Annotated in this window: 17 protein-coding genes and 1 pseudogene; 11 read left to right on the top strand and 7 right to left on the bottom strand. The window is 70.4% G+C overall.

Features of this window, described 5'->3' with window-relative positions; genetic code table 11:
- Nucleotides 1-469 precede the first annotated feature (469 nt).
- Nucleotides 470-625, top strand: a pseudogene (locus BLQ73_RS34985) (NADP-dependent oxidoreductase); the annotation flags it as partial.
- A gap of 209 nt (nt 626-834) precedes the next feature.
- Here the strand turns inward: BLQ73_RS34985 and ychF are convergent.
- Nucleotides 835-1,923 (bottom strand): redox-regulated ATPase YchF, encoded by a 1,089-nt coding sequence (ychF, locus tag BLQ73_RS11465; RefSeq protein WP_093170541.1) that lies wholly within the window; start codon nt 1,921-1,923, stop codon nt 835-837.
- A gap of 171 nt (nt 1,924-2,094) precedes the next feature.
- Nucleotides 2,095-2,871 carry a hypothetical protein gene (locus BLQ73_RS11460; protein WP_093170387.1) on the bottom strand — a complete coding sequence of 259 codons (777 nt, stop codon included), beginning with the start codon at nt 2,869-2,871 and terminating at the stop codon, nt 2,095-2,097.
- Between the two features lie 153 nt (nt 2,872-3,024).
- Here BLQ73_RS11460 and BLQ73_RS11455 point away from each other — a divergent pair, with 153 nt between their 5' ends.
- Both BLQ73_RS11455 and BLQ73_RS11450 read left to right on the top strand, forming a co-directional pair.
- On the top strand, nt 3,025-4,317 hold the full coding sequence (locus tag BLQ73_RS11455) for a DNA recombination protein RmuC (RefSeq protein WP_093170540.1): 1,293 nt from the start codon (nt 3,025-3,027) through the stop codon (nt 4,315-4,317).
- A gap of 81 nt (nt 4,318-4,398) precedes the next feature.
- The gene (locus tag BLQ73_RS11450; protein WP_245691004.1) at nt 4,399-5,010 is read left to right on the top strand and encodes a DUF6542 domain-containing protein; all 612 of its coding nucleotides are present in this window, start codon (nt 4,399-4,401) and stop codon (nt 5,008-5,010) included.
- A 36-nt stretch (nt 5,011-5,046) separates the two neighbouring features.
- On the opposite strand, the gene BLQ73_RS11445 is transcribed toward BLQ73_RS11450, so the two are convergent.
- Nucleotides 5,047-6,012, bottom strand: coding sequence for a 4-hydroxy-3-methylbut-2-enyl diphosphate reductase (locus BLQ73_RS11445; protein WP_093170386.1), 966 nt, complete (start codon nt 6,010-6,012; stop codon nt 5,047-5,049).
- Nucleotides 6,013-6,124: 112 nt separating this feature from the next.
- On the opposite strand from BLQ73_RS11445, the gene BLQ73_RS32240 reads away from it, so the two are divergent.
- The 4 genes from BLQ73_RS32240 to BLQ73_RS11425 all read left to right on the top strand — a co-directional run bounded on the left by BLQ73_RS32240 (nt 6,125) and on the right by BLQ73_RS11425 (nt 10,773).
- A complete protein-coding gene (locus BLQ73_RS32240; RefSeq protein ID WP_093170385.1) occupies nt 6,125-8,086 on the top strand; it encodes a hypothetical protein in 1,962 nt (653 codons plus the stop codon).
- 26 nt (nt 8,087-8,112) lie between these two features.
- Nucleotides 8,113-9,327, top strand: coding sequence for an exodeoxyribonuclease VII large subunit (gene xseA, locus BLQ73_RS11435; RefSeq protein WP_093170384.1), 1,215 nt, complete (start codon nt 8,113-8,115; stop codon nt 9,325-9,327).
- A gap of 140 nt (nt 9,328-9,467) precedes the next feature.
- Entirely contained in the window at nt 9,468-10,367 is a 900-nt protein-coding gene (locus BLQ73_RS11430) for a phosphotransferase enzyme family protein (protein ID WP_093170383.1), read from the top strand.
- Nucleotides 10,368-10,527: 160 nt separating this feature from the next.
- Nucleotides 10,528-10,773 carry an exodeoxyribonuclease VII small subunit gene (locus tag BLQ73_RS11425; RefSeq protein WP_093170382.1) on the top strand — a complete coding sequence of 82 codons (246 nt, stop codon included), beginning with the start codon at nt 10,528-10,530 and terminating at the stop codon, nt 10,771-10,773.
- Nucleotides 10,774-10,804: 31 nt separating this feature from the next.
- Here BLQ73_RS11425 and BLQ73_RS11420 read toward each other — a convergent pair whose 3' ends face one another.
- On the bottom strand, nt 10,805-11,338 hold the full coding sequence (locus BLQ73_RS11420; protein ID WP_093170381.1) for a DUF4245 domain-containing protein: 534 nt from the start codon (nt 11,336-11,338) through the stop codon (nt 10,805-10,807).
- A gap of 11 nt (nt 11,339-11,349) precedes the next feature.
- Nucleotides 11,350-11,982, bottom strand: a complete 633-nt coding sequence (locus BLQ73_RS11415) for a TetR/AcrR family transcriptional regulator (protein ID WP_093170380.1) — start codon at nt 11,980-11,982, stop codon at nt 11,350-11,352.
- Between the two features lie 83 nt (nt 11,983-12,065).
- Here BLQ73_RS11415 and glpX point away from each other — a divergent pair, with 83 nt between their 5' ends.
- A complete protein-coding gene (gene glpX, locus BLQ73_RS11410) occupies nt 12,066-13,112 on the top strand; it encodes a class II fructose-bisphosphatase (RefSeq protein ID WP_093170379.1) in 1,047 nt (348 codons plus the stop codon).
- 168 nt (nt 13,113-13,280) lie between these two features.
- Here the strand turns inward: glpX and BLQ73_RS11405 are convergent, their stop codons facing one another.
- Entirely contained in the window at nt 13,281-13,925 is a 645-nt protein-coding gene (locus tag BLQ73_RS11405; protein WP_245691003.1) for a DUF1707 SHOCT-like domain-containing protein, read from the bottom strand.
- A 58-nt stretch (nt 13,926-13,983) separates the two neighbouring features.
- Complete coding sequence (pdxR, locus tag BLQ73_RS11400) at nt 13,984-15,462, bottom strand: MocR-like pyridoxine biosynthesis transcription factor PdxR (RefSeq protein WP_093170378.1); 1,479 nt, start codon at nt 15,460-15,462, stop codon at nt 13,984-13,986.
- 68 nt (nt 15,463-15,530) lie between these two features.
- Here pdxR and BLQ73_RS11395 point away from each other — a divergent pair, with 68 nt between their 5' ends.
- The 3 genes from BLQ73_RS11395 (at nt 15,531) to BLQ73_RS11385 (ending at nt 19,458) form a co-directional block, all read left to right on the top strand.
- On the top strand, nt 15,531-16,577 hold the full coding sequence (locus BLQ73_RS11395; RefSeq protein WP_218125782.1) for a DMT family transporter: 1,047 nt from the start codon (nt 15,531-15,533) through the stop codon (nt 16,575-16,577).
- A 293-nt stretch (nt 16,578-16,870) separates the two neighbouring features.
- Nucleotides 16,871-18,529 carry a fumarate hydratase gene (locus BLQ73_RS11390; protein ID WP_093170377.1) on the top strand — a complete coding sequence of 553 codons (1,659 nt, stop codon included), beginning with the start codon at nt 16,871-16,873 and terminating at the stop codon, nt 18,527-18,529.
- A gap of 320 nt (nt 18,530-18,849) precedes the next feature.
- Nucleotides 18,850-19,458 (top strand): superoxide dismutase, encoded by a 609-nt coding sequence (locus BLQ73_RS11385; protein ID WP_093170376.1) that lies wholly within the window; start codon nt 18,850-18,852, stop codon nt 19,456-19,458.
- The last annotated feature ends 50 nt before the right edge of the window (nt 19,459-19,508 follow it).

The raw sequence follows: 19,508 nt of genomic DNA, 5'->3' as shown, positions 1-19,508 counted from the left end.
TCTCGCCCTACATCTCGACCCGGCTGATCCGTGGTGAAGTAATCACCCTATCGGCCTCGCCAATTGTTTCAGGAAAGCCACGCTGATGCTGCAAGCATCGCCGCAACCGGGTAACCGAGACCGAATACGGAGTCAGAGCCCCGCGGCATGAGCCGTACCCGCCGCGCATTAGCGCAGGCCAGCGCACTATGCCATTACCTAAAGGCAACCGATGCCTACCCAAAAGGGGCCAAGAGTGTTTCGATCTTCACATTAGCCACCAAACACCCCAAACAGGCATATACAAGGACATAGACCCCAAGCGAAACCCATCACACACGGCCGGCGGACGCCGCCGCCGCAGCGCGGCCCAGGGGGTCTCCTCCCCGCGGGCGTCACGCCGATTTGCACCTGACGTCAACGTCAGGTTCTAGCGTCGGCGACACAGCCATCCGCCGAGTATCACCGGCGTCCTTGAGGAGAAAAGACCATGCGTGCAGCCCGCTTCCACGAGCACGGCGAGGCAGACACCCTTGTGATCGAGCAGGCGCCGGAACCCCACTCCGGCCCCGGTCAGATCCGTATCCGTGTCGCGGCGGCCGGCGTCAACCCCATCGACTGGAAAGTGCGCAGCGGTGCACTGCGTGCAGGCACCGAACCGGCCGACACCGACAATCACCGACTGCCGACCGGTCCACAGGGCGGCCTGCCGGGCTCTCAGGCGCCGACTCGACCGGCCTTCCAGGCGTGGTAGTGCTCGCCCGGGGGCACCTGTGAAGGAAGCTTGCCGAGGGCGGCGACCGAGCAGGCGGTACGCTTTGGCGCTGGTGACGAGCTCGTGCTGGTTGGTGTCCGCTAGACGTTGAAGCGGAACTCCACGACGTCGCCGTCGCGCATGACGTAGTCCTTGCCCTCGATGCGGGCCCTGCCCGCGGAGCGGGCGGCGGCGATGGAGCCGGCCTCGACGAGGTCGGCGAAGGAGACGACTTCGGCCTTGATGAAGCCGCGCTGGAAGTCGGTGTGGATGACGCCGGCGGCCTCGGGGGCGGTGGCGTTCCTCCGGATGGTCCAGGCGCGGGCCTCCTTGGGCCCGGCGGTGAGGTAGGTCTGCAGGCCGAGGGTCTCAAAGCCGACCCGGGCGAGCTGGGACAGGCCGGACTCCTCCTGGCCGACGGACTGGAGGAGTTCGAGCGCCTCCTCGTCGGACAGCTCGACGAGCTCGGACTCGATCTTGGCGTCGAGGAAGACGGCTTCGGCGGGCGCGACGATGGCGGAGAGCCGGTCGCGCAGCTCGGTGTCGGTGAGCTCGTCGGCGTCGAGGTTGAAGACGTAGAGGAACGGCTTGGCCGTGAGCAGGTGCAGTTCGCGGATGTCGGCGGGGTCGATGCCGGCGGCCTTGGCCCCGGCGTAAAGGGTGGTGCCGGAGTCGAGCACCTTGACCGCGGCCTCGGCCGCGTCCAAGGCGACCTTGCGGTCCTTGTTGAACTTGGCTTCCTTGGCGAGGCGCGGCAGCGCCTTCTCCAGAGTCTGGAGGTCGGCCAGGATCAACTCGGTGTTGATCGTCTCGATGTCGCGCTGCGGCGACACATCGCCGTCGACGTGGGTGACGTCGGGGTCTGCGAAGACGCGGATCACCTGGCAGATGGCGTCGGTCTCGCGGATGTTGGCGAGGAACTGGTTTCCGCGCCCCTGCCCTTCCGAGGCTCCGCGGACGAGCCCGGCGATGTCCACGAACTCCACCTTGGCGGGGAGGATGCGGGCGGAGCCAAAGATCTCGGCGAGCTTGCCCAGACGCGCGTCGGGGACGCCGACGATGCCGACGTTGGGCTCGATGGTGGCGAACGGGTAGTTCGCCGCGAGGGCGTTGCCGCTCTTGGTCAGCGCGTTGAAAAGCGTGGACTTGCCAACGTTGGGCAGGCCGACGATGCCGATGCTCAGGCTCACGTAGGCCGAGTTTAGAGGGCCGGACGCACTGCCCGCGCCCCGGGCGGGCGCATGCGGCACAGCCGGAGAGGGCCGGAAGGGCCGGAAGAGCCGGAAGAGCCGGTACGGCACGGCCCGGCGGTGCCGTACGCGGCGGATCTCGGCAGAAGGTCAGCAGAAGGTCAGCGGAGGTCAGCGGGAATCGGCGGATGTCAGGCGCAGGCAGGTCACGGGGCGCGGCGACCGGTGGTCGCCCGCGCGCAGCGACCGGTCGGACCCCTTCGGGCACTCGCCGGGGCCGGCGGCGAAGGCCGTCACGCGGGCCCAGGCCCGCTTGGACGCGCAGGGCACCTTGCGCAGGTCCGCCCTGGTCAGGTCCCGCGACGCCGGTTCGGCCAGGCAGTGTCCCCGGGCGGGCACCCGGCCGCCGGGGCCGAGGCAGATGACGGGGCCTCCGGTGAGCGCGACCGTGGTCAGGGTGGAGGACGGGCAGCGTGTCGCGCCGCGGACGACGGCGACGGCTTTGCCGTACCACGTGCCCCCGGCGCATGGGAGCTCCTGTCCGCGGGCGGTGACGCAGTCGCCGCTTCTCAGCAGGCCGCCGCCGGCGCCCGGGTCGCCCGGGTGGGGTGCGCGCAGGTTGCGCAGGCAGGCCGTACGGCTGCCGCCGATCGCGGCGAAGTCGTCGGTGTCGGGCGGGCAGGCGGTGGGTTTCCCGGTGACGACGCGGGTCACGGCGGTCTGGCCGACCGCGCAGGGGGCGAGGGCGTACCCGGCGCCTTCCCTGCGGGCGCAGGCGCCCGCCGCCCACGTGGGCGGGCTGGGGCGGGCGGTGGCCTGGGCGGTCGGCGTGTAGTTGTCCGCGACGTGTACGACGACGACCGCGACGCCGGCGATGATCACGGCCAGGGACACCGCCACCGCGATCCAGAGGGAGAACGCCCACTTGGGGCGCACGCCGTACGACATTCACACTCCTAGCACTCCGCATTCGTATCAGTACTTTGGGTGACAATGACCGTTCACACAAGCGGAACGCGGCAGTCCACAACGGCCCCCGCCTCAGGGCGTGTCGTGGGGCATGAGCCGTACGAGCCCTGAAATCATGCGGATGTGGACGTCATGGCACTCGCTTTCCAGCTCGCCGTGGGCCTCGCGGCCGGCCTCGCCATCGGTTACATGCTCGGCCGATCCCACGGCGCGGCCGGGTCGGCCAAGGTCGCCGAGGCGGAGGCCCGCGCCAAGGCCGCCGAGGAGAAACTCGCGTACGTCGAGGGGCAGCTCACCGACCGCTTCCAGGCCATCTCCACCCGGGCGCTCGACGTCAACAACCTGCGTTTCCTGGAGCTGGCCGAGTCGCGCCTGGCCGCGTCCCGCGCCGAGGCCGCAGGCGACCTCGACCAGCGCAAGCTGGCCGTGGAGCACATGATCGAGCCGCTGCGCACCGCCCTCGACAAGATCGAGGCGCAGCTTCGCGACACCGAGTCCGGCCAGCGCGCCGCGCGGGCGGAGCTGACGCAGCAGATGGAGTTCGTACGGCAGAGCGCCGACCAGCTCAAGTCCCAGACCATGGCCCTGGTCCGGGCGCTGCAGCGGCCCGAGGCACGGGGACGCTGGGGGGAGCTGCAGCTCCGCCGGGTGGCCGAGATCGCGGGCATGCAGCACCACTGCGACTTCGACGAGCAGGCCAGTGCGGCGACCGCGGAGGGGACGCTCCGCCCCGACATGGTCGTACGGCTGGCCGGCGGCAAGAACATCGTCGTCGACTCCAAGGTCTCCCTCGCCGCCTACCTGGAGGCGGCGGAGGCCGAGGAGCCGACCATGCAGACCGCACGGCTGGACGCGCACGCCAAACACCTGCGCGACCACGTCGACCGGCTCGCCGCCAAGGCGTACTGGCAGGCGTTCAACCCCGCGCCCGAGTTCGTGGTGCTGTTCATCCCCGGCGAGGCGTTCCTCGCGCCGGCGTTGGAGCGCGATCCCGCGCTGCTGGAATACGCGATGGGGCGCCGGGTCCACATCGCCACGCCGACGACGCTGATCACGATGCTGCGCACCGCGCAATACGCCTGGCAGCAGGCCGCGCTCAGCGAGAACGCGCGGGCCGTGTTCGAGCTCGGCCGTGAGCTTTACGACCGCCTCGGCAGTCTCGGGCGCAACGTCGACCAGTTGGGCCGGTCGCTGAACCGGGCGGTGGAGACGTACAACAAGACCGTCGGGTCGCTGGAGAGCCGGGTGCTGGTGACCGCGCGCAAACTTCACGATCTCGGCGTCGTGGACGGCAGACTGGACACGCCGAACGTCGTCGAGGAGGTCCCGCGTGCTCTCAGTTCACCCGAACTGATTCAGGAAGAGGACGTAAGCTCACCTCTGATCTCCCGGCTGAACGGTAAATTGGCCAACGACCTGTCATGACGCGCGCCGACTCGGCGGCCGGCTCCACCGAGCAGACCCGTGGAGTCCACGACATCACTCGCGCGGGCGGGCTAAGGGGGGATGATGAGCGGGGGAAGCCGACCGGAGCAGCGGTCCCGCGTCAAATTGACCGCCCGGGGTGCCGTCGCGTTCGTCCTGGTGGCCTCGGTGGCCGGGCACGCGCTCGCCGCCCTCACGGGCGTGGCCGCGCTCAGCGGGCTGTCCTTCGTGGCCGCCTGCCTAGCGGGCGTGGCGCTGGTCAACCCGCGTGACCTGCTCGCACTCGTCGTCGCGCCGCCGCTGGTGTTCCTGGTCGCCGGGATCGTCGCCGAGGCCGTGCGCGCCATCGGCGCCGAGTCGGTGGCGCAGACGTTCGCGCTCGGCATGTTCACCGCCCTGTCGGCGGGCGCTCCATGGCTTTTCGCCGGATCGGCCGTGGTCCTCGTCGTGGCGTGGCGCCGCGGCCTGGGCGGCAACGTGCGCGAGCTGCGTCAGGAGCTCGCCGCCACCCGGCCGGAGTCGCGGCGGGGGAAGCGCTCCGAGGCGGCTCCCGCCGTGCCGAAGGCCAGGTCGGCTGGGCGCGACCGCGCGCGTTCCAAGGACAAGAGCCGCGAAAACGCCGTCTACGCGCCTGAGCCTGAGGGATACTTCGAACCCACGGTTTACGGCACAGCCCGCAACACCGAGCGCTGACGCGACCCGGCCCCGGCGCCACCCGGGTGGTCGACGTCAGGAACGCAGGTCGCGGCGGAGTTCGTGAGGGAGGGCGAAATGCACCTTCTCCGCCATCGCCTCGACCTCTGTCACGTCTCCGTAGCCGCGCTCGGCCAGGTAGGCGAGCACGCCCTCCACCAGCTCCTCCGGGACGGAGGCCCCGCTGGTGACGCCCACGGTCGAGACGCCCTCCAGCCACTCCTCGCGGATGAAGCCGGCGTTGTCGACCAGGTAGGACGCGGCGGCGCCGGCGTCGAGGGCGACTTCGACAAGCCGCTTGGAGTTGGACGAGTTGTCCGAACCGACCACGATCACCAGGTCTGCTTCGCGGGCGATCTCCTTGACGGCCACCTGGCGGTTCTGCGTGGCGTAGCAGATGTCGTCGCTCGGCGGGTTGACCATGTCGGGAAAGCGCTCGCGCAGCCGGTCGACGGTCTCGATCGTCTCGTCGACCGAGAGGGTCGTCTGGGACAGCCACACCACGCGGCTCGGGTCGCGCACCTGGACGTTGCGCACACCGTCGAGGCCGTCCACGAGCTGGATGCGCTCGGGCGCCTCGCCCGCGGTGCCCTCGACCTCCTCGTGGCCCTCATGGCCGATGAGCAGGATGTCGTAGTCGTCCTTGGCGAACCGCTGTGCCTCTTTGTGCACCTTGGTGACCAGTGGGCATGTCGCGTCGATCGTGCGCAGCGACCGCTTCGCCGCCTCCTCGTGCACCGCGGGCGACACCCCGTGTGCGGAGAACACCACGATGGAGCCCTCGGGCACCTCGGCGGTCTCCTCCACGAAGATCGCTCCACGCTTCTCCAGGGTCTGGACCACGTGGGTGTTGTGCACGATCTGTTTGCGCACGTAGATCGGCGCACCGTAGCGTTCGAGAGCTTGCTCGACCGCCAGGACCGCCCGGTCCACCCCCGCACAATAGCCACGAGGCTTGGCCACAAGAACGCGTCGGGTTGTCGGGGTCGCCGCACCAGTCATGTTTCCTATGCTACGTGGAACGGCGTAGGGCACCGCGCGCATGGACGCGCACTCAGGGCCATTCGGTCTTGCCTGACTTATCAATCAATACCTGACCTCCCAGGGAGTCGGCATGTCTCTCACGGACCTAGTCCGTTCCATCGCAAAGTCCTTCCGCGACACCCTCACAGGTCGAGAGGACGGCAAGGAACCCGGCGAGCCGAAGGACACGCAGCAGGCCGCGACGGCCGACAAGACCGGTGACCCCGCCGAAGCGAAGAACGCCGAGCCGAAGGACACAGAGCCGAAGAGCACAGAGCCGAAGAGCACGGAGCCGAAGGACACGGGCACGGACCGGGGCGCGACCCAAGGCACCGCCCAAGGGGCCGCTCAGGGCACTGCTCAAGGGGCTGCCGGCGGTCCGTCCGAGGGGCCGTCCGAAGACAGGGAGAAGCCGTCGGAGGCCAAGGCCGACGATCTCCCGACCTCGCTGTTCAAGAGCGCTCTGAACGCGTTCACCAGGCTCAGGGGCTCAAGCGACCGCGACGAGGACGCCGCCACCGGCAAGACCGCGCAGGCCGAGTACGGCAAAGCCGACGCGGTCGGCGACCCCTGGGGCGATGCCGTACGCGACGACACCGCGGACAAGGCCGCAGCCGCCTCCGGAACCCCTGGCAAGACGACCTCCGCCGCCCACGCCGACACCGGGAACGCCAGTGAGGCCGGTGAGGCCAAGGACGCCGCGGACGCCGAGGCCAAGCCCACACGCCGCCCGCCCGTGATCTTCGCCCCGCGCCCGGCCAAGCCCGACGCCACCGTCTCCAACGGGACCTCCGCCCCCCGCCCCGAACCGGTCATCTTCACCCCGGCCACTCCCCCGGCTCAGGCCGAGCCGAACGGCTCCGCCGCCCCGGTCGCCCCGGTCGCCCCGGCCGCCCCGGTCGCCCCGGCCGCCCCGGCCGCCCCGGCAGCTTCGGCTGCGCAGACCGATCCGGCTCCGGCTGAAGTGTCGGCCAACACCCCCGCCTCGGCCGCTCCGGCCACCGCCGAGCCGTCCCCGTCCGCCGATACCGAGACCGCCGACGCCGCCGGAGACGCTCCCTCCCCGGGCGCGACCACCGTGGCGTCCACCAGCACGGCCGAGGCCGCGACCAAGAGCGGGAGCAAGGGCACCAGCAAGGACACCGCCGCAGACGTCACCGCAGGCACGGCCGACGCCACCGCCGAAGGCACGAAGGCCGCTACCCGCAAGACCACCAGGGCCAAGGCGACGGCCACGGACGCGAGCGCGACCGAAACCGCCGCCCGAGCCACCGCCCAGGCCGACGCCACAGGCCCGGACACCGCTGTCGCCGAAACCAAGGCCGGGAAGGCGACCACGCGGAAGACCGCCAAGCCCAAGGCCCCGGCTACGGCTGCGGACGCGGACGCGGCCGGGGGTACGGCCGACGCCGGGGGTACGGCCGACGCCCCGGCGAAGACGAGGACCCGGAAGACCGCCACGCCGAAGGCCGCGGAGGCCGAGGCGCAGGCCGAGGTCGCCGTGACGGCGGCCGAGCCCGCTCCGGAGGCGGCCCCGGCTCCCAAGAAGCGCGCCCCCAGAAAGACCACCGCGAAGGCCGAGGCCGCGGAGGCCGGCCCGGCGGCAGCGAGCCTCTCGGCCGCGGAGACCGCGGAGACCAAGACCGGCGGCAAGGCCACCACCAAGACCCAGCGCGCCACCAAGGCCACCACCAAGGCCACCGCCGAAACGCAGGCCGCGGCCCGGCCCGGCGGCACCGGCGCGGCAAAGGCCACCGAGAGCACGGCCACGGCAGAGCCCCAAGCCACGGCAGAGAGCCGAACCCCGGCCCAGCCAAGCGACACCGGCGAAGCCCCGGCCACCGGTGCCCGGGCCGGGGAGGCTTCCGCCGTACCGGCTGAGCCGATTCCCGGTTACGCGGAGATGACGCTGGCGTCGCTTCGGGGGCGGCTGCGCAGCCAGTCGGTCGAGCAGATCCGCGGCCTGCTCGCCTACGAGCGGGCGACGGCCGACCGGGCGGCGGTGGTGAAGATGTACGAGAACCGGCTCGCGAAGTTGGAAGCCGGAGAATAGTCGGTCGTGCCCTTTAGGCTCGCTCCATGAGCGCGAAAACCTCGCCGGAGCAGCCGCTGCCGGTCCGCACGGTGCTCCAGATGGTGGCCGGGTGGATCGGCAAGTTGGGCACGATCTGGGTGGAAGGTCAGATCACCGAGTTGACCGCGAGAGGCGGCACGGTGTTCATGACGTTGCGTGATCCGGTGGCCAATGTGTCCGCCCGGGTGACGTGTCCGCGTGGCGTTTACGAGGTGGCGGTGCCGCGGCCTGTGGACGGGGCGCGGGTCGTGGTGCACGTGAAGCCGGATTTCTGGGTCAACCGGGGGTCGTTCGCGTTCACGGCGCTGGAGATCCGGCCGGTCGGCGTGGGCGAGCTGCTGGCGCGGCTTGAGCGTCTGCGCCGCCTGCTCGCCTCCGAGGGGCTGTTCAGCGCCGACCGCAAGCGGCGGCTGCCTTTCCTGCCGGGCACGATCGGGCTGGTCTGCGGCCGTGATTCGGCGGCGGAGCGCGATGTGCTGGAGAACGCGCGGCGGCGCTGGCCGGCGGTGCGGTTCAAGGTCGAGCAGGTGGCGGTCCAGGGCCCTTACGCGGTGGGTGAGGTGACCGAGGCGGTGCGCAAGCTCGACGCCGACCGCGAGGTCGACGTGATCATCGTGGCGCGGGGAGGCGGCTCCCTTGAGGATCTCCTTCCGTTCTCGGACGAGTCGCTGGTGCGGGCGGTGGCCGCATGCCTCACCCCGGTGGTGAGCGCGATCGGCCACGAGCAGGACAGCCCGATTCTGGATCTCGTGGCCGATCTTCGGGCTTCGACGCCGACGGACGCGGCGAAGAAGGTCGTTCCGGATGTCGGGGAGCAGCTTGTGATGATCCGCCAGCTCCGCGATCGGGGCCGGCGTGTCGTCGGGGGCTGGGTGGAGCGGGAGTGGTCGTGGCTGGGGTCGATGCGGTCGCGTCCTTCGCTGGCCGACCCGGTGCGTGAGATCGAGCGCCGCGCCGAGCAGGTGGATCAGTTCCGGGACCGCGCCCGCCGCTGCCTGGCCGGGTCGCTCGACCGCGCGGAGGACGGCATCCGCCATCTGAGTGCCCGCCTGGTCGCGCTGTCGCCCGCGGCGACGCTGGAGCGCGGCTACGCGATCGCGCAGCGCCCGTCGGGCGAGGTCGTCCGGCGTGCGGCCGACGTGTCGCCGGGCGACGAGCTGACCGTGCGTTTCGCCGACGACCGGGTGCGGGCGCGGGTGGAGCCGGCCGACGAGGGCTGAGCCGGGCCGCCTTCCGGGGCGTCGCGGCGGGGCGGGCATGCGGCGCGCGGCGCGCGGGCGGGCCTTAGGGTGTGCGGCGGGGCGGGCTTTGGGGCCGTGCCGTACTGGGGACTGAGGGTCTGTGCGGGGTGGAGGGTCGCTTGATCTACGTTGAGACGCCGCTGACCGACGCCATGCGGCGGTCGGTCGAGGAGGCGTGGGGCCGGGGTGTCGACGGCGACGCGGTGCGTTTGCACGGTGGGGAGGAGTCGGCTGCCTACCGGCTCGGCGATGTGGTGTTGCGTGTGGGGCCGGAGTGGCGGAGCGCCGCCGAGGCGGAGTGGTGTCACGGGGTCGCCGTGCATGCGGCGCTGACCTTGCCGGAGGCCGTCGCTCCGATTCCTGCGCGCGGCGGGGCGACGGTGCTTCGCGTCGATGGCCGTCCGCTTTCGCTGTGGCCTTATGTGGAGGGGGCGTGGCCGGACAGCGACCGGCCGTGGGTGTGTGCGGAGGGTGCGCGGCTTCTCGCCCGGTTGCACCGTTCGCTCGTGTCGTTTCGCCCGCCGCCGCGTCCGGTGGCCGCGTCGGTGGAGATCGGCCTGTACGGCGAGCCGCCCCGCGATGTGCCGTATCTCGCCGACCCGGAGCTCGACCGGTGGCTGGCGGATTTCCACGCCCGTGGTCTTGCGCGTCATGCGCTGCACGGCGACTTCTACGCGGGCAACACGCTGGCTTCGGAGGGTCGTCTGGTGGCCGTGCTCGACTGGGATGAGGCCATCGTCGGGGCGCCTGAGCTGGAGGTGGCGTGGGCGGCGATGGAGTGGGCGGACGAATACGGCGGTTCGCCCACCCTGCTTCGCCGTTTCGTCGCCGATTATCACCGGGCGGGCGGGACGGCGGGCGACATGGACGACCGCATGATCGCGCAGTTGATCAGGCATCGGCTGCGCCGTGAGGCGGCCTACTTCGAGGGGGCGCGCAAGCGGGGGGTCGAGCATGACGAGGAAGGCCTTGACTACCACAAGCGACGCGTCGAGGCGTTTTTCGATCTGGCCCCGTGATCTGGCCCCCTGATCTGACCCGTGATCTGACCCGTGATCTGACCCCGTGATGTGGCCGCGTTGGGGGCGTGCGGCGCGGCCGGCCGACATTCGGCGTGTCCTCGGCTTGGCGCGGGGTCGGCGGAGCGTTCGCGGCGGCGGCAGGGCCTAGGGTGGGGGTGTGGCTGAGGAGACGACGACACCGTCCTATGAGCAGGCGCGCGAGGAGCTGACCGAGGTGGTGCGCCGCCTTGAGGCGGGCGGCCTGACGCTGGAGCAGTCGATCGAGCTGTGGGAGCGCGGGGAGCGGCTCGCCGCGGTGTGCGAGGAGTGGCTGCAGGGCGCGCGGGTGAAGCTCGCGGCCGCGATGGCCCGCAGGTCGGAGCCGTCGGGCAAGGGCGACGACGAGGGCGGCAGGCCGTTCTGAGCGCGGGCGGCCCGTGCGACCGTCCGACGGGCTAGTCGCTGATCTTGGTCTGGGGTTGCAGGGACGACGCGAGGGCGACGAGTTCGTCCCAGTCGGCGGTGCCCGTGACGATCACCGTGGTGTCGGGGAGGAAGCGCACGAGGGTGCGCTGCTTCTTGTCCTCGCGGAAGCGCTCTTCCCAGGTGGCCCCGCCGATTTGGCGTGTGCCGACGACGGCGTTGGAGTTGGCGAGGCGGTCGGCGAATTCCGCGGGGGGCTTTTCGCTGCTCTGCGCCAGCATGGCGTGGGCCCGCTTGGCGGTGGCGAAGCCGAGGCGCCATGTGCCGGCGCCTTTTTCGTTGGTGATGCGGGAGCTGGTCGGCACCCATCCCTTGGCGACGGCGGATGGGGCGTAGATGGTGTGGTCGGCGGTGCGCCGCAGACCGGCGAGGTCCATCGAGTAGTTCACCTGGGGAATGTGCTCGGTCCTGCTCTGCGGGGTGACGAACAGGAATAGGCCGACCCCCGCCAAGCACACGGCCACGGCGACCACATATCCGAGGAATCCCTTGGTGAAGCGCTCCACGGATGCCGAGACTACCCGCTCTGCGGACCGGTCGGGCTTGCGGGCCTGCGGATCTGGCCGATGATCGCGAGCACGTCGTCGGAGAGTCTGCGGGCGGCGTCCTCGTCGTCGGAGAGCACGACTTCGGAGACCGCGGCGGCGAGCGCGCCGGTGATCACGACGACGAGGGCGCCTTCGTCGCCTTCGAACAGGGCGGCGTTGCGCTTGGCCCACTGCCGGAGGCGGTCACGCATGGTGACCTCGAAGCCGGGCGGCCCGTCACCGCGCAGGAAGAGGGCGGCGAGGTCGCGTTCGGCGAGGGATCCTTCGAGGTAGGCGCGGGCGCCGGCGATGAAGTGGCGCATCGGGTCGGTCTCCCCGGCCGCGCGGACGGCGTGGACGGCCTGCTTGGTGCGCTGGGCCTGCCGGGTCTGGAACTCTTCGAACAGCGTCAGGTAGAGATCGGCTTTCCCAGAAAAATGATGGTAAAGGCTGCCGACGCTGGCGCCGGCCCGGGCCACGACGTCGGTGACCCCCGCCTCGGCGAAGCCGTTCGTGACGAAGATCTCCCGTGCCGCCTCCAGAAGCGCGGTGCGCGTGGCCGCACCCCGCTCCGACGTGCGAACCGCCACACCCGTCACCGACTGTTCCGCGTCACTGCTCATGGTGGGCACATTATCCTCCCGATGATCGGCGAAAGGCTGCTGACTACGATCGGTGCAGTAGTCCATGAGAGGGGTCTGTCGCCATGTCCGGTCAATTGTCCGATCAGACGTCCGTTCCTGCCGCACTCGCCACCGGCAAACACGCGCCCGACCGAAACCTCGCTTTGGAATTGGTCCGGGTCACCGAGGCCGCGGCGATGGCCGCGGCACGATGGGTGGGCCGCGGCGACAAGAACGGCGCGGACGGCGCCGCCGTCAATGCCATGCGCCAACTCATCAACACGGTGTCGATGAACGGCGTCGTCGTTATTGGTGAAGGTGAAAAGGATAACGCCCCCATGCTTTTCAACGGGGAGCGCATCGGTGACGGCAGCGGGCCGGAATGCGACGTGGCCGTGGATCCGATCGACGGCACCCGCTTGACGGCGATGGGGATGCCCAATGCGGTCTCGGTCATCGCGGTGAGTGAGCGCGGTTCCATGTATGACCCGTCGGCGGTCTTCTACATGGAGAAACTCGCCACGGGCCCGGAGGCGGCGGACGCCGTGGACATCGAGGCGCCGGTCGCCGACAACATCCGGGCCGTGGCCCGGGCGAAGGGCGCCTCGCCTTCGGACGTGACCGTGGTCATCCTTGACCGGCCGCGCCACGAGAACATCGTCAAGGAGATCCGGAGCGCCGGAGCCCGGATCAAGTTCATCACCGACGGTGACGTGGCGGGGGCGATCATGGCGGCCCGCGAGGGCACCGGGGTGGACCTCATGCTCGGCATCGGCGGCACGCCCGAGGGCATCATCGCGGCCTGCGCGCTCAAGTGCATGGGCGGCGTCATCCAGGGCAAGCTGTGGCCGCAGAACGACGAGGAGCGCCGCCGCGCCTTGGACGCCGGGCTCGACCTGGACCAGGTCCTCAGCACAGACGACCTCGTGACGTCCGACGACGTGTTCTTCGCCGCCACCGGCATCACCGAGGGCGAACTGATGCACGGGGTGCGTTTCCGCGGCGGCCACGCCACCACGCACTCGCTGGTCATGCGCGGACGTTCCGGCACGATCCGCCACGTGGCGAGTGAGCACCAGCTCGCCAAGCTCCGCGCCTACAGCGCGATCAACTTCGACAGCGCCACCTGACCCCACCCCGTCTGGTGCCTCCTGAGGGCGTACGGCACGGGCCCACCCGGCCCGCCCCGCCGAAGGCCGGCCACGCGGCACGGGCCCGGCGGCGGCCACCGGCCCGGCTTGTGCCGTACGGCCACCGGCCCGGCTGGTGCCGTACGCATGGCTCCGGGTGCCAGGCGGTCAGGGCAGGGAGCGGCGGCGCAGCAGGCCGCCCAACCGCGGCTGCTTGGGGGGTTTGGGGGTCTTGGCGATGATGGTGCCCATGCTCACAAAGCCGGTGATCTCGATGGTGGGGGCGTCGGGCCGGGCGTCGCCCGCGACCTGGCTCTTCTTGCTCCCGAGGAACGAGGACGCGGGCATGAGCACCTTCACCCCCTGCGGCACGAGGAGGGTGAGCGTGCCGCCGACCACGGTCGCCTGGAGGCGGATGTGGCCGGTCTGGAGCACCGCGTCCCGAAGGTCCAGGGTGACGTTGGCGCAGAGGGCGGTGGCGGAGTAGTGCGGTGGCACGACCCAGCGGCCCTCCTTGCGCTCGGTCCGGAAGAACGCCAGCACCGGCCGCGTGTCGGTGCGCAGCGGCTGCTCTTCGGGCGGGAGCAGGTCGGCGGTGAGGCCGCTCAGCTCGCCGAGGGTGCGGGCGCTGTAGGCGAGCGTGGCGCGTTCCTCCAGCTCGTCGGGGGTCAGTCGACCGTCGGCCGCGGCGTCGCTCAGGACGGCGACGATGCGTTCGCGGTCGGAGTCGGCCGCGCGCAACTGGTCGGGACGCGGGGTGCCTCCCGCGTATGAGGGAGGGCCGCTCGGGCCGTGTGACATGAGACCGTCCACCCTTCGACGATAGATCAGGCAGCGGGAAAACCTCGTGGAGAACTTTCGGTGCCGACTTCTATGGTGGCGGTATGACGATGCCCGGCTCTGCCGTCTCCATCCGCGGCGCAGTCAAACGCTCTGGCGAGATCACCGTTGTGAACGGCCTTGACCTGGAGGTGCCCGAGGGCCGGTGATCGTCGGGGAGGTCGGCGGCGAGGGCGGCCACCACCTCGTCGGCGCGGCGAGGGGGCAGGCGGCCGAAGCCGACGACGAGCGCGGGCGGGCCGGGCCGGGTGCGCATGATGGCGAGCGGCTCGGCGGGCAGCCCGCAGGCGGTCGCGGCCTTGGCGACGGCCCGCTCGTCCCAGTGCGGCGGCAACTCCAGGCAGGCGTGCATGCCCGCCGACACGCCGAGGGGTCTCACCTGGGGCAGATGGCGGCGGAGCGCGCCCACCAGGGCGTCGCGCTTGATGCGATACTCGCGGCGCATCCGCCGCAGATGCCTGTCGTAGGACCCGACGGCGATGAAATGCGCGAGCGCGTACTGGTCGATCACCGGAGAGCCCAGGTCGAGCAGGGCGCGGGCGCGCCGTACGGCTCTGGCCAGGTGGGGCGGTGCGGCGACCCAGCCGAGCCGCAGCCCGGGGGCGAGGGATTTGCTGACGGAGCCGGTGAGCACCACGGAGGCGGGGGCGAGCCCCTGCAGGCACCCGACGGGTTCGCGGTCGAACCGGAACTCCGCGTTGTAGTCGTCCTCGATGATGACGGCGCCGGTGTCCGCCGCCCACGCGGCCAGAGCCGTACGGCGAGCCGGCGAGAGCACGACCCCGGTCGGATACTGGTGCGCCGGCGTCACGAGGACCGCGTCGACGTCAACGGCGCGCAGGGCCGCCACGTCGATGCCCTCGTCGTCGACGGGCACCGGCACCGTGGTGACGCCGATGGCGGTGATGACGGCGTTCTGGCGGTGGCCCGCGGGGTCCTCGACGGCGAGCCGCGCCCCGGGGCCGAGGGCGCGGAGGGTGAGGGTGAGCCCCTGCACGACTCCGCCGACGACGACGACCGTGTCGGGGGTGACGGCGGCGGCCCGCACCCGGCCCAGGTAGGCGGCGATCTCCTCGCGGAGCTCGCGCACCCCTCCGGGGTCGGCGTAGTCGAACGCCTCGACCGGCATGGTGGCGAGGGCGTGCCGCACCGACGCCAGCCAGCGCTCCCTCGGGAACGCGCTGAGTTCGGGCGAGGTGGGCCTGTAGGGCGGCAGGACCGGGCGCCGCGGACGCACCTGGTCGGGGACGGCGACCGCCGCGTCGGCCAGCGGCGCCACGAAGGTGCCCGCACCCACGCGGGACAGCAGAAAGCCTTCGGCCACGAGCTGCTCGTACGCCTCGACGACCACGCCGCGTGAGACTCCGAGGTCTTTGGCGAGCTCTCGGCTGGCGGGCAGCCGTACGTCGGCCACCAGGCGCCCGCTCCTGATCGCGCCGCGGAGCTCACGCGCGATCTGGCCGGCGATGCCTCCGGCGGCCCGGTCGACCGCGAGGTGAAGGTCTGCCAATTGGTCCTCCGATCTGCCCTTGGATTGGACAGGAAGTGCGATCCATTGCCTTCCTAGCATTCCGACATATGAACGCGACTGTCCACGGCATTTCCCCGTGGCGAGGACGCGCCGCGGCGGGCTCGGCCGCCGCGGCGATGTTCCTGATGGGGACCCTCGCACCGGTATCCGACCTGATCAAGGACTATCCCGTGTACGGGGGGATGGCCGTGCGCTACACGATGGGCGCCGCGGTGCTGGTGGCCGTCTGCGCGGCGATGCGCCTGCGTTTCGTACGGCTGACGCCTCGCGAGATCGTCCTCCTCGCCGCGCTGACGCTGGTCGGCCTGGTGCTGTTCAACGTGGGCGTGGTGGAGGCGACCCGGCACGGTGGCGCGACGCTCGCGGGCACGGTGCTGGGCGCGGTGCCGCTGGTGTTGGCGCTGGTGGGCGGGGGCAGGCCGACGCCGCGGCTGCTGGCCGGGGCGGGTGTGGTCGTGGTGGGCACCACGGTGGCCACGGGGCTCGGGACGGGCGGGCCCACGGCACTGATGTGGGCGCTTTTCGCGCTGGGCTGCGAGACCGGTTTCTCCCTGCTGGCCATACCTCTGCTGCCGAAGCTCGGGGCAGTGCGGACGTCGGCTTATGTGTCGGCTCTGGCCGTACCGATGCTGCTGGCCATGGGGTGGGTCGCGGACGGGCCCGCGATGCTGCGGGCGCCCGATCGGGGCGAGCTTCTGGGGCTGGCCTACCTCGGTGTGATCGTGACGGCGGCCGCGTTCCTGCTCTGGTACTTCGCCCTGCCCCGGCTGGGGCCGGGACGCGCCGGCCTGTTCGCCGGGGTCGTCCCGATCAGTGCGATCCTCACGGTGACGGTGCTCGGCGGCGGGCCGCCGTCGGTGGGTGAGGCGGTCGGCGCGTTGATGGTGGTCGGGGGGATTCTGATCGGGTTGAGCGCGCCACAGACCGCAACGGGTACGACCCGCTCAAAGAGCCCCTCAAAGAGCTCGACGCGCTCGAAAGGCATCGAAGTGGGTCTCTCGCAAGGCATGGCGAACGCGGCCGGGGCTCAGAGCGCGCCGGCCGTCGAGGTCTCACGGGTCAACGCACCGGCCACTGGCGGTCGGGGCCTCTGATGCCCCGCAGGACGATCGCGATCAGAGTGACCACGAGCCCTACGATCATGAAGATTCCGAAGCCGATCATGACCCAGATGCCTGCCGCCATGACTCCCCCTCGCCGTCATGGAATACGACGTATACCTCACACTAAGCCCGACTTATGGGGATTTCGATAGCGGAGTTTTCGAGGGGCGTCACGGTTCCCCCAAGAGTCGGGAGCGAAAGTCGAAAGTCGTACCCTCGTGGGGACGCCGCTCGGCTGCGACCCGCGGCGCCGGTGACCGCGCGCAAACAGAGGATCAACGACGATGCCCGAGTTCGACTACACCGATCTGCTCCCCCTCGGTCCAGATGAGACCGAATATCGCTTGGTCACCGCAGAGGGGGTGCGGGTCGTGGAAGCGGCGGGGCGCCGGTTCCTGGAGGTCGAGCCCGAGGCCCTGCGCCTGCTGACCGAGACCGCGATCCATGACATCTCCCACTTCCTGCGGGCCTCGCACCTCGCCCAGCTCCGCAAGATCATCGACGATCCCGAGGCCAGCGGCAACGACCGTTTCGTCGCGCTCGACCTGCTGAAGAACGCCTCCATCTCAGCGGGCGGCGTGCTGCCGATGTGCCAGGACACCGGCACCGCGATCGTGATGGGCAAGCGTGGCCGCCACGTGCTGACCGACGGGCAGGACGCCGAGCACATCGCGCGCGGCGTCTACGACGCCTACACCCGGCTCAACCTCCGCTACTCGCAGATGGCCCCGCTGACGATGTGGGAGGAGAAGAACACCGGCAGCAACCTGCCCGCCCAGATCGAGCTCTACGCCGAGGACCCGTACGGCCACGCCGACGAGTACAAGCTCCTCTTCATGGCCAAGGGCGGGGGAAGCGCCAACAAGTCCTTCCTCTACCAGGAGACCAAGGCCGTGCTCAACGAGAAGCGCATGCTGGCCTTCCTGGAGGAGAAGATCCGCTCGCTCGGCACGGCGGCGTGCCCGCCGTACCACCTGGCCGTCGTGGTCGGCGGCACGAGCGCGGAACACGCGCTGAAGACCGCGAAGTACGCCTCCGCCCGCTATCTGGACGCGCTGCCCACCGAAGGATCCCCCAACGGACACGGCTTCCGTGACCTGGAGCTTGAGGCCAAGGTGTTCGAGCTGACGCAGAAGCTCGGCATCGGCGCGCAGTTCGGCGGCAAGTACTTCTGCCACGACGTGCGGGTGATCCGCCTGCCGAGGCACGGCGCGTCCTGCCCGGTGGCCATCGCCGTCTCGTGCAGCGCCGACCGCCAGGCGCTCGCGAAGATCACCCCCGAGGGCATCTTCCTGGAGAAGCTGGAGACCGATCCGGCGCAGTTCCTTCCCGACACAACGGACGAGCACCTGTCCGACGACGTCATCAGCATCGACCTGAACCGCCCGATGAGCGAGGTCCTCGCCGAGCTCACGAAATATCCGGTCAAGACCCGCCTGAGCCTGACCGGCCCCCTGGTAGTCGCGCGCGACATCGCCCACGCCAAGATCGCCGAGCTTCTCGACGAGGGCGGCGAGATGCCCGCCTACCTGCGCGACCACGCGGTCTACTACGCCGGCCCGGCCAAGACCCCCGAAGGCTACGCCTCCGGCTCCTTCGGCCCCACGACCGCCGGGCGCATGGACTCCTACGTCGAGCGCTTCCAGGCCGCCGGCGGCTCCTTCGTCATGCTGGCCAAGGGCAACCGCTCACAGCAGGTGACCGAGGCGTGCCAGAAGTACGGCGGGTTCTACCTGGGCTCCATCGGCGGCCCTGCCGCCAGGCTGGCTCAGGACTGCATCAAGAAGGTCGAGGTCCTGGAGTATCCGGAGCTCGGGATGGAGGCCGTCTGGCGGATCGAGGTCGAGGACTTCCCCGCCTTCATCGTCGTCGACGACAAGGGCAACGACTTCTTCACCGACACCACGGGACCGGCGCTGACCATCGGCCGCCGCCGGAGCTGACCCCGAAGCCGATCACAGACGAACCGATCAAAAAGGAGCTGGTCACAGCCGAGCCGATCACGGCCGGCACAGAGGGCCGGCACAGAGGAACGACCCCCGTTGAGGTGACCCGGATCTCCCGCGCCGCCGCCGAAGTGACGGCGGCCCGGGAGACCAGAGACCAAACTGACACTTGCCATCATGCAGTAGTTGCAAACAACTCGCAATTACCGTCACGTTAGATCTACCGTGACACGCGCGAGCCTGGTCCTAGGACGCAAGGCTGATGCACCTGCACATGGCTTGCAATAGTGTCGGTGCGATCAACGAGGAGGTTGACCATGGGGACGTACTCTCTCCCTGACATGCCCTACGACTACGCGGCCCTGGAGCCCGCCATCACGGGCGAGATCCTGGAGCTGCACCACGCCAAGCACCACGCCGCCTACGTGAAGGGCGCCAACGACACGCTGGACCGCCTGGCCGAGGCCCGCGACAAGGGCGAGTTCGGCGGCCTGGTCGGCCTGGAGAAGACCTTCGCCTTCAACCTGTCCGGCCACGTGCTTCACACGATCTTCTGGGAGAACCTCTCCCCGGACGGCGGCGACCGCCCCGACGGCGAGCTGCGGGCCGCGATCGACGAGCACTTCGGCTCCTTCGAGGCGTTCCAGAAGCAGCTCACCACCGCGACCTCCACCGTGCAGGGGTCGGGCTGGGGCGTGCTGGCATGGGAGCCGCTCGGCCGCCGCCTGATCGTCGAGCAGGTCTACGACCACCACGGCAACGTCGGAATGAACACCGCTCCCTTGCTCGTGTTCGACGCCTGGGAGCACGCGTACTACCTGCAATACCGCAACGTGCGCCCCGACTACGTGGAGAAACTGTGGGGTCTTGTGAACTGGACCGACGTTCAGAGGCGTTTTACTGACGCCACCAGTCAATCCCGCTGACTGAAGATCTCAACAAATTATCGGCGCTGTCTCTACAGGTCGCATTACGC

Source organism: Sinosporangium album, assembly GCF_900100605.1.
GTDB lineage: Bacteria > Actinomycetota > Actinomycetes > Streptosporangiales > Streptosporangiaceae > Sinosporangium > Sinosporangium album.
The sequence above is the reverse complement of the archived record's forward strand: the minus strand, read 5'-3'. Positions and strand labels throughout refer to the sequence as shown.

Bases quoted from the DNA above. Each gene is read 5' to 3' on its own strand.
- BLQ73_RS11460 (WP_093170387.1), bottom strand. From the start codon at position 2,871: ATGTCGTACGGCGTGCGCCCCAAGTGGGCGTTCTCCCTCTGGATCGCG.
- BLQ73_RS11455 (WP_093170540.1), top strand. From the start codon at position 3,025: ATGGCACTCGCTTTCCAGCTCGCCGTGGGCCTCGCGGCCGGCCTCGCC.
- BLQ73_RS11450 (WP_245691004.1), top strand. From the start codon at position 4,399: ATGATGAGCGGGGGAAGCCGACCGGAGCAGCGGTCCCGCGTCAAATTG.
- BLQ73_RS11445 (WP_093170386.1), bottom strand. From the start codon at position 6,012: ATGACTGGTGCGGCGACCCCGACAACCCGACGCGTTCTTGTGGCCAAG.
- BLQ73_RS32240 (WP_093170385.1), top strand. From the start codon at position 6,125: ATGTCTCTCACGGACCTAGTCCGTTCCATCGCAAAGTCCTTCCGCGAC.
- xseA (WP_093170384.1), top strand. From the start codon at position 8,113: ATGAGCGCGAAAACCTCGCCGGAGCAGCCGCTGCCGGTCCGCACGGTG.
- BLQ73_RS11415 (WP_093170380.1), bottom strand. From the start codon at position 11,982: ATGAGCAGTGACGCGGAACAGTCGGTGACGGGTGTGGCGGTTCGCACG.
- glpX (WP_093170379.1), top strand. From the start codon at position 12,066: ATGTCCGGTCAATTGTCCGATCAGACGTCCGTTCCTGCCGCACTCGCC.
- BLQ73_RS11395 (WP_218125782.1), top strand. From the start codon at position 15,531: ATGAACGCGACTGTCCACGGCATTTCCCCGTGGCGAGGACGCGCCGCG.
- BLQ73_RS11390 (WP_093170377.1), top strand. From the start codon at position 16,871: ATGCCCGAGTTCGACTACACCGATCTGCTCCCCCTCGGTCCAGATGAG.
- BLQ73_RS11385 (WP_093170376.1), top strand. From the start codon at position 18,850: ATGGGGACGTACTCTCTCCCTGACATGCCCTACGACTACGCGGCCCTG.